This is a genomic window from Duganella sp. GW821-FHT01E12 (assembly GCF_059422325.1).
In genome coordinates, this window is record NZ_JBWKWR010000005.1 from 400,823 (window position 1) to 408,870 (window position 8,048).

The 8,048-nt window shown below is 67.4% G+C and carries 6 protein-coding genes; 2 read left to right on the forward strand and 4 right to left on the reverse strand.

The window, feature by feature from the left end; all coding sequences use genetic code 11:
• Window positions 1-156: 156 nt before the first annotated feature.
• On the forward strand, window positions 157-2,661 hold the full coding sequence (locus tag AC07WS_RS17600) for an EAL domain-containing protein (protein ID WP_494730329.1): 2,505 nt from the start codon (window positions 157-159) through the stop codon (window positions 2,659-2,661).
• Here AC07WS_RS17600 and glcF read toward each other — a convergent pair.
• The 3 genes from glcF to AC07WS_RS17615 are packed head-to-tail and all read right to left on the reverse strand — an operon-like array spanning window position 2,644 to window position 6,459.
• Complete coding sequence (gene glcF / locus AC07WS_RS17605; protein WP_494730330.1) at window positions 2,644-3,867, reverse strand: glycolate oxidase subunit GlcF; 1,224 nt, start codon at window positions 3,865-3,867, stop codon at window positions 2,644-2,646. The genes AC07WS_RS17600 and glcF overlap by 18 nt on opposite strands.
• An 8-nt stretch (window positions 3,868-3,875) precedes the next feature.
• Window positions 3,876-4,949 (reverse strand): glycolate oxidase subunit GlcE, encoded by a 1,074-nt coding sequence (gene glcE / locus AC07WS_RS17610; RefSeq protein WP_494730331.1) that lies wholly within the window; start codon window positions 4,947-4,949, stop codon window positions 3,876-3,878.
• A gap of 10 nt (window positions 4,950-4,959) precedes the next feature.
• Window positions 4,960-6,459 carry an FAD-linked oxidase C-terminal domain-containing protein gene (locus AC07WS_RS17615; protein ID WP_494730332.1) on the reverse strand — a complete coding sequence of 500 codons (1,500 nt, stop codon included), beginning with the start codon at window positions 6,457-6,459 and terminating at the stop codon, window positions 4,960-4,962.
• Between the two features lie 125 nt (window positions 6,460-6,584).
• Between AC07WS_RS17615 and AC07WS_RS17620 the strand changes: the two genes are divergently transcribed.
• Window positions 6,585-7,139, forward strand: a complete 555-nt coding sequence (locus AC07WS_RS17620) for a cob(I)yrinic acid a,c-diamide adenosyltransferase (protein ID WP_117012940.1) — start codon at window positions 6,585-6,587, stop codon at window positions 7,137-7,139.
• A gap of 4 nt (window positions 7,140-7,143) precedes the next feature.
• Here AC07WS_RS17620 and AC07WS_RS17625 read toward each other — a convergent pair whose 3' ends face one another.
• Window positions 7,144-7,896 (reverse strand): M48 family metalloprotease, encoded by a 753-nt coding sequence (locus AC07WS_RS17625; RefSeq protein WP_494730333.1) that lies wholly within the window; start codon window positions 7,894-7,896, stop codon window positions 7,144-7,146.
• Window positions 7,897-8,048 lie beyond the last annotated feature (152 nt).

Genomic DNA, 8,048 nt, shown 5'->3' on the forward strand with positions numbered 1-8,048 from the left:
GCCTATAAAAAATTGTAAAAAGAGTGAAAACGTTTTCCAAAAAACGTGCTTTCGGTTAACTTTTCGGTAATAATGGCCTCTGGTCATTTCCAAGAATCGAATCAGTCGCCTATGTCGTTGTTTGGAAAACTACTGTCGCGCTGGATGCGGATGGGGATGTACTCCCGCTTGTTCGTCCCTATCTTCGTCATCATCGCCGTCGTGGTGGGTTTGCGATATACGCTGTTGTTTCAATCCGAAACCGCCTACGCCAACACCCGCTACCAGAAGGACGCCGGCGAACTGGGCGTCTACCTGCACAAGGCGCTGCTGCCGGCGCTGACCACGCCGGATCGCGCCGCCCTCGACAACACCCTGGCCGGCGCCCTGCTGCTGGAGGCCGACCTGGTCGCGGCGCGGCTGGACTACGCCGGCGGCCATCTGGAAGCGCTGCGCAGCGCGGCGCCGCCGCCGGACTATCCGGACTGGTTCGGCAGGCTGGACGGCCTGCAACCGATCAACCGCACCATCTACATCGGCAACGCCAGCCTGGCGCTGGCCTTCGAGCCGACGCTGCCGCTGGCGCAGGTGTGGCGCACGCTGCGCCAGCAGGCGGCGATTTCGCTGGTCAACATCTCCATCATCTACACGCTGCTGGGCATCATCATCTTCGCCAACCAGCGCATGCTGCAGCGCGTGACCGACAGCACCACCCGCTTCCAGAACGGCGACCACAGCGTGCGCCTGCCGGTGCGCGGCACGCCGGAGGCGCGCCTGCTGGCCGTCACCTTCAACAACATGGCGCAACGGGTGCAGGCGCTGGTGCACAAGCTGCAGCTAAGCCAGCACAAGCTCAGCGAGCAACTGGCGCAGACGCTGGACGCGCAGGCGCTGCTGCAGGTGGAAAAGGAGCGCATCGAGGTCACGCTGGCCTCGATCGGCGACGCCGTCATCACCACCGATTTGAGCGGCAAGATCGCCACCATCAACGACGTCGCCCAGCAGCTCACCGGCTGGTCCGAGTCGCGCGCGCACGGCATGGAGCTGCACCAGGTGTTCGTGCTGGCCAATAACTTCGGCCAGCACTCGCTGCTCAAGGCGATGGCGCAGATCTACGCCGGCGGCGAAGTGATCAAGGTCGGCAACCAGAGCCTGCGCAACCGCGGCGGCGAAATCATCACCGTCGAATACACCGCCAACGCGATCCGCTCCGCCCGCAACGAGGTGCAGGGTTCGGTGCTGGTGTTCCGCGACGTGACCGAACGCCGCCAGCTGATGCAGCAGATCTCCTGGCAGAGCAACCACGACATCCTGACCGGCCTGCCCAACCGCGCGGCGCTGGCCAGCCGCTTCGAGCAGGAAGTGATGCGTGCCCGCGAAGAGGAATACCTGCTGGCCGTGTGCCTGTTCGACCTCGACCACTTCCAGCATGTGAACCAGACCATGGGCCAGCACGTCGGCGACGAGATCCTCAAGCAGGCCGCCAGCCGCCTGCACGACTTCGCCGGCCAGCGCCACTACGCGGCGCGCCTGGGCGGCGACGAATTCGTGCTGCTGCTGCCGGAGATGAACGGCCGCGCCGCCGTCGAGCAGGCGCTGGACCGCCTGATGGCGGCGCTGTCGCGCGACTACGTCTGCGAGGGCAAGGCGGTCGGCATGTCGGCCAGCGCCGGCGTGGCGGTCTACACCGGCAACGAGATCAGCGCCGACAGCCTGCTGCGCCACGCCGACCAGGCGCTGTACCAGGCCAAGATCACGGGCCGCAACCGCTACCACTTCTTCGACGCCGACCTGGACGAGCAGGTGCGCACCCACCACAACCGCCGCACCGAGGTGCGCGCCGCGCTGCGCGCCGGCGAGCTGCGGCTGTACTACCAGCCCAAGCTGGACATGCGCAAGGGCCGCATCGTCGGCATGGAGGCGTTGCTGCGCTGGGCGCATCCGCTGCGCGGCGTGGTCGGGCCGATGGACTTCCTGCCCATCGTCGAACACAGCGACGTAATCGTCGACATCGGCGAGTGGGTGCTGCGCGAAGCCTTGCGCCAGCTGCAGTTCTGGCGCGCCTTCGACGCGCGCTGGGTCATCAGCGTCAACATCGCGGCGCGCCATTTCCAGCGCGCCGATTTCGTCGGCCGCCTGAAGGCCATCCTGGCCGAGTTCCCGGACGTGCCGCCGCACATGCTGGAGCTGGAGATCCTGGAATCGTCGGCGCTGAGCGACATCGCCCACGTGCGCAGCATCATGCTCGATTGCCAGGCGCTGGGCATCAGCTTCGCGCTGGACGATTTCGGCACCGGCTATTCGTCGATGTCCTACCTCAAGCGCCTGCCGGCGGACATGCTGAAGATCGACCAGAGCTTCGTGCGCAACATGCTGGTCGACCGCGACGACCTGCACCTGGTGAGCGCCGTCATCGGCCTGGCCAAGTCCTTCGGCCTGGGCGTGATCGCCGAGGGTGTGGAGACCATCGAACACGGCGCGATGCTGATGCGCCTGGGCTGCGATCTGGTGCAGGGCTACGGCATCGCCCGGCCGATGCCGGCGGACGACGTGCTGCCGTGGGTCGCCAGCTTCAACACGGCGGGCGTGTGGCAGGCGGCCGCGCAGCTGCCGCCCATCCTCAGCCTGCACGGCGAGCCGGCCGGCGGCACGGCGCAGATGCCGCTATTTATTCAAAGCTAGGTCGATCAACTCGATCCAGTGTGTGACCGGCGTGTCCGTGCCCGATTGCAGATGCGCCGTGCAGCCCACGTTGGCCGAGACGATGGCGGTGGCGCCGGTATCGGCCAGGTTGGCCAGCTTGCGGTCGCGCAGCTGCAGCGACAATTCCGGCTGCAGCAGCGAGTACGTGCCCGCCGAACCGCAGCACAGATGGCTGTCCGCACACAGCACCACGTCCACGCCGACCGCGCGCAGCACGCCTTCCACCTTGCCGCGTATCTGCTGGCCGTGCTGCAGCGTGCAGGGCGGATGATAAGCCACGCGCTCCCTGATGCTCACGCGTCGCGCCAGCTCCTCCTCGAATTGCGGCATCACCTCGCTCAGGTCGCGCGTCAGCTCCGAGATGCGCTGCGCCCGGCCCGCGTAGGCGCTGTCGTGCGCCAGCAGGTGACCGTATTCCTTGACCGTGACGCCGCAGCCGGATGCCGTCATCACGATGGCCTCCACCGCGCCATCCTGCACGTACGGCCACCAGGCGTCGACGTTGCGGCGCATGTCGTCCAGCGCCGCCTCCTGGTCGTTGAGGTGGTGGCGCAGCGCGCCGCAGCAGCCGGCCCTGGACGCGGCGATCAGCTGCACGCCCAGCGCGTCGAGCACGCGGGCGGTGGCGGCGTTGATGTTGGGCGCCATCGCCGGCTGCGCGCAGCCTTCCAGCACCAGCATCTTGCGCGCGTGCTGGCGCGACGGCCACACGCCGGCGCCTTGCATCGCCGGGATCTTGTCCTGCATCGCGGGCGACAGCAGCGGCCGGAACACCTGCCCCGCGCGCAGCGCCGCCTTGAACAGCGCCTTGCGCGGCAAGGCTTCCTTCAGCACCAAGCGCTTCATGCGCTCGGCGAACGGGCGCTGCACGCGCTCCTCCACCACCTTACGGCCGATGTCGATCAAGCGGCCGTACTTGACGCCGGACGGACAGGTGGTTTCGCAATTGCGGCAGGTCAGACAGCGGTCCAGGTGGGTCTGCGTCTTGGCCGTCACCGGCGCGCCTTCCAGCACCTGCTTGATCAGGTAAATGCGGCCGCGCGGGCCATCGAGTTCGTCGCCCAGCAGCTGGTAGGTGGGACAGGTGGCGGTGCAGAAGCCGCAGTGGACGCAGGCGCGCAGGATGGCGTCGGCCTCTTCGCCTTCGCGGGTGTGCTTGATGAAATCGGCGAGATTGGTTTGCATGGGGTTCGCTAGTACATGCGGCCGGGATTGAAGATCCCCGCCGGATCGAAGGACTGCTTGAGCCGCTCGTGGATCTTCGCCACGGCCGGCGCCAGTGGATGGAACACGCCGACGTTCTTGTCGCCGCCGCGGAACAGCGTGGCGTGGCCGCCGGCCGCCCCCACCGTGCGGCGTATGCCCGCAGCTTGTTCGGCGTCGGCGGATTCCACCTTGAGCCAGCGCTGCGCCCCGCCCCACTCGATCAGCTGCTCGCCGCGCAGGATGATGGCGCTGGCCGCCGGTGGCACCGACAGCCGCCACAAACAGCCGCCATCAAAATAGCCGTGCGTCTGATCGCGCAGCGAGGTCCAGAACGCCGCGTCGTCCGCCAGCGGCGCGCCACCCAGCTTGCGCTGCGCCGCTTGCACCGCTGCCTGGGCGCCGGACAGGCGCAGCGTCAGCACGCCCTGGTGCCAGCAGCTGGCCGATATCGGCAGCGGCTGGCCGGCCCACTCGTTCAGATGGCGCAGCGCGTCGATCTCGCTCATCTCGAAGCGCAGGCTGGCCTCGCGCAGCGGCACCGGCAGCACCTTGAGCGACACCTCCAGTATCAGCCCCAGCGTGCCGAGCGATCCGGCCAGCAGGCGCGAGACGTCGTAGCCCGCCACGTTCTTCATCACCTGGCCGCCGAAGCGCAGCGCCTCGCCGTGGCCGTCCATCAGCACCGCGCCAAGCACGAAGTCGCGCACCGCGCCGGCGCTGGCGCGGCGCGGGCCGGACAAGGCGCTGGCCACCACGCCGCCGATGGTCGACGCGGCGCCGAAGCGCGGCGGCTCGAACGCCAGCATCTGCTGGTGCCGCGCCAGCAGCGCCTCGATCTCCGCCAGCGGCGTGCCGCAGCGCGCGGTGATCACCAACTCGGTCGGCTCGTAGGAGACCACGCCGGCGTAGGCGCTCGTGTCGAACACCTCGCCTTCCGGCGACTGGCCGTACCAGTCCTTGGTGCCGCCGCCGCGCAGGCGCAGACGGATGCCGTCGTCCCTGGCGGCGCGTATGCGGTCGCTGAACTGGCCCGCGAGGTAGGAGTAGGAATCGTTGCTCATGTCGCTCCGTTCAAAAACGCGGCAGATGGGAGAACGGCAGCCTGCCGCCGCTGACGCGCATCTTGCCGAATTCGGCGCAGCGGTTCAGCGTGGGGATGGCCTTGTCGGGATTGAGCAGGCCGGCCGGGTCGAAGGCGCGCTTGACCGAGAAGAAGGCGTCCAGCTCCGCCGGCGCGAACTGCGCGCACATCGAATTGATCTTCTCGATGCCGACGCCATGCTCGCCGGTGATGGTGCCGCCCACTTCCACGCACAGTTCCAGGATTTCGGCGCCGAAGGCCTCGGCACGTTCGAATTCGTCGGGGATGTTGGCGTTGAACAGGATCAGCGGATGCAGGTTGCCGTCGCCGGCGTGGAACACGTTGGCGCAGCGCAGCCCGTACTTGGTCTCCATCTGCGCGATCCCCTCCAGCACCTGGCCCAGGCGCTTGCGCGGGATGGTGCCGTCCATGCAGTAATAGTCGGGCGAGATGCGGCCCGCCGCCGGGAAGGCGTTCTTGCGGCCGGACCAGAACTTCAATCGCTCCGCCTCCGTCTGCGACACCGCGATGGCGCTGGCGCCGGCCGTGTTCAGCACCGCCGACATGCGGGCGATTTCCTCCTCCACCTCCTCGACGGTGCCGTCGGCCTCGCACAGCAGGATGGCGGCGGCCTCGGTATCGTAGCCCGCGTTCACGAAAGGTTCGACCATGCGCGACGAGGTCTGGTCCATCATCTCCAGCCCGGCCGGGATGATGCCGGCCGCGATCAGCGCCGCCACCGCGTGGCAGCCGGCCGTCACTTCGTCGAACGAGGCCATGATCACGCGCGCGGTGGCCGGCTTGGGCACCAGCTTGACCGTCACCTCGGTGACGATGCCCAGCATGCCCTCGGAGCCGATGAACACCGACAGCAGGTCCAGTCCCGGCGCATCGAGCGCCTCGCTGCCCAGTTCCACCACGTCGCCGTCCATCGTCACCATGCGCACGCGCAGCACGTTGTGCACCGTCAGGCCGTATTTGAGGCAGTGCACGCCGCCGGAGTTCTCGGCCACGTTGCCGCCGATGGTGCAGGCGATCTGCGACGACGGATCGGGCGCGTAATACAGGCCATGCTGCGCCGCCGCCTCCGAGATCGCCAGGTTGCGCACGCCCGGCTGCACCATGGCTGTGCGCGAATAGGCGTCCATGCGCACGATGCGATTCAGGCGCGCGGTCGACAGCACCACGCCGTCGGCGATGGGCATCGCGCCGCCGGACAGGCCGGTGCCGGCCCCGCGCGGCACGACGGCCACTTTCAACTCGCGGCACACCTGCAGCACGGCGGCGACTTGCGCCTCGCTGTCGGGCAGCACCACGATCATCGGCAATTGCCGGTAGGCGGCCAGGCCGTCGCATTCGTAGGGCCGGGTGTCTTCCGGCTCGGACAGGATGGCGCGGGGCGGCAGCACATGCAGCAGCGCGGCGGCGACCTGCGCGCGGCGGGCGGCGATATCGGCCGGGGAGGACGGCGCGGATGTGGCAGTGTTCATGGAGCGGGCACCTGGAAGCACTAGGATAGTGCATCGATTGTAAGCACAAACGGCCCGCAAGGCGAAATACCCGATTAAACTGTTGTATTCTTCCGGGCGCGACTCATCTACTTTTAGGAATCCATATGGGCAATCGACTCTCCAAAATCGCCACCCGCACCGGCGACGGCGGCACCACCGGCCTCGGTGACGGCAGCCGCACCGACAAGGACAGCGTGCGTATCCACTCGATCGGCGAAGTCGACGAGCTGAATTCGCATATCGGCCTGCTGCTGTGCGAGGACATGCCGGCCGAGCTGCGCGAGGAGCTGGTCACCATCCAGCACGACCTGTTCGACCTGGGCGGGGAATTGTGCATCCCCGGCTACCAGATGATCACCGAGGCGCACGTCGAGCGGCTCGACGCGCTGCTGGCCAAGTACAACGCCACCCTGCCGGCGCTGACGGAATTCATCCTGCCGGCCGGCTCGCGCGCGGCCTCGCAGGCGCACGTGTGCCGCACCGTGTGCCGCCGCGCCGAACGCGCCATCGTCACGCTGGGCAAGGCCGAGACCATCCACGAGCATCCGCGCCAGTATGTGAACCGCCTGTCGGACTTGATGTTTGTGCTGTCGCGGGTGTTGAACCGCTACGCCGGCGGCAGCGACGTGCTGTGGCAGCACGAGCGCAAGCGCGGCTAGAGGTCTAGCGATCGGATTGGAACAGCAGCGCCATGCCCTTGGCCATGCTGAGGCGCGAGGCGCTGGCCGGATAGGCGCCGGCCACCAGCGCCTCCTGGTCGCCATCGGACAGCTTGCGGTAGAAGCTGACCATGCCGGCGGCCGGCCAGCCGGCGCGGTGCGCCAGCACCATGCCCAGTTGGTCCGCCTCGGACTCCTGCATGCTCGATAGCTTGGACAGCCGGATCTGCACCGATAGATCGCTCTCCAGCCGCTCCATCACCACCTCCAGCGGCACCGCCGGATAGCGGTTCAGGAATAGCGCTTCCGACAAGGTTTCGCGGTGATGCTCGGCAACCGCGTGGGCGATTTCGTGCCCGAGCAGCGTCGCCAGCTCGCCGTCGCCGAGGTCCAGCTGGCGCACGAAGGCGCTGCCCACCAGGATTTTGCCGCCGGCCATGCAGATGGCGTCGACGTCGGCGTCGCTGGTGGTGTGGAACTCCCACTCCCACCCCGCCGCTTCCGGCTTCAAGGCCACGGCGGCGCGTATCAGGCCGGCGCCGATCGATTGCAGGCGCGCCAGCAGGACACGGTCGTCGTCCAGACGGCCGGCCGCCGCCAGGCCGACCACGCGGTCGATGTAGCGGTCCTCCACCGTGCTGGCCACCTCCTCGGCGCTGAAGCTCATTTCCTGCGCCCTGCCCGATTCCGGCACCTGCGCGCCCGCCGTTCCGCAAGCGAACAACAAACCGGCAAACAGGGAAGCGGCGGCATGCATGGCGATATAAACCGAATAAACTGTTTATACCAATATAGGCCGCATTATTGCGGCAGGCAAGAAAAAAGCCGCCCGAATGAACTGAACCCCTAAAGTTGGACGCCAACTTTAGGGGTTTTTCATTGGCGAAGTACACGACGCAATTCAAGCTG

Coding starts and splice junctions, on each gene's coding strand:
- AC07WS_RS17600 (WP_494730329.1), top strand. CDS start 157: ATGTACTCCCGCTTGTTCGTCCCTATCTTCGTCATCATCGCCGTCGTG.
- glcF (WP_494730330.1), bottom strand. CDS start 3,867: ATGCAAACCAATCTCGCCGATTTCATCAAGCACACCCGCGAAGGCGAA.
- glcE (WP_494730331.1), bottom strand. CDS start 4,949: ATGAGCAACGATTCCTACTCCTACCTCGCGGGCCAGTTCAGCGACCGC.
- AC07WS_RS17615 (WP_494730332.1), bottom strand. CDS start 6,459: ATGAACACTGCCACATCCGCGCCGTCCTCCCCGGCCGATATCGCCGCC.
- AC07WS_RS17620 (WP_117012940.1), top strand. CDS start 6,585: ATGGGCAATCGACTCTCCAAAATCGCCACCCGCACCGGCGACGGCGGC.
- AC07WS_RS17625 (WP_494730333.1), bottom strand. CDS start 7,896: ATGCATGCCGCCGCTTCCCTGTTTGCCGGTTTGTTGTTCGCTTGCGGA.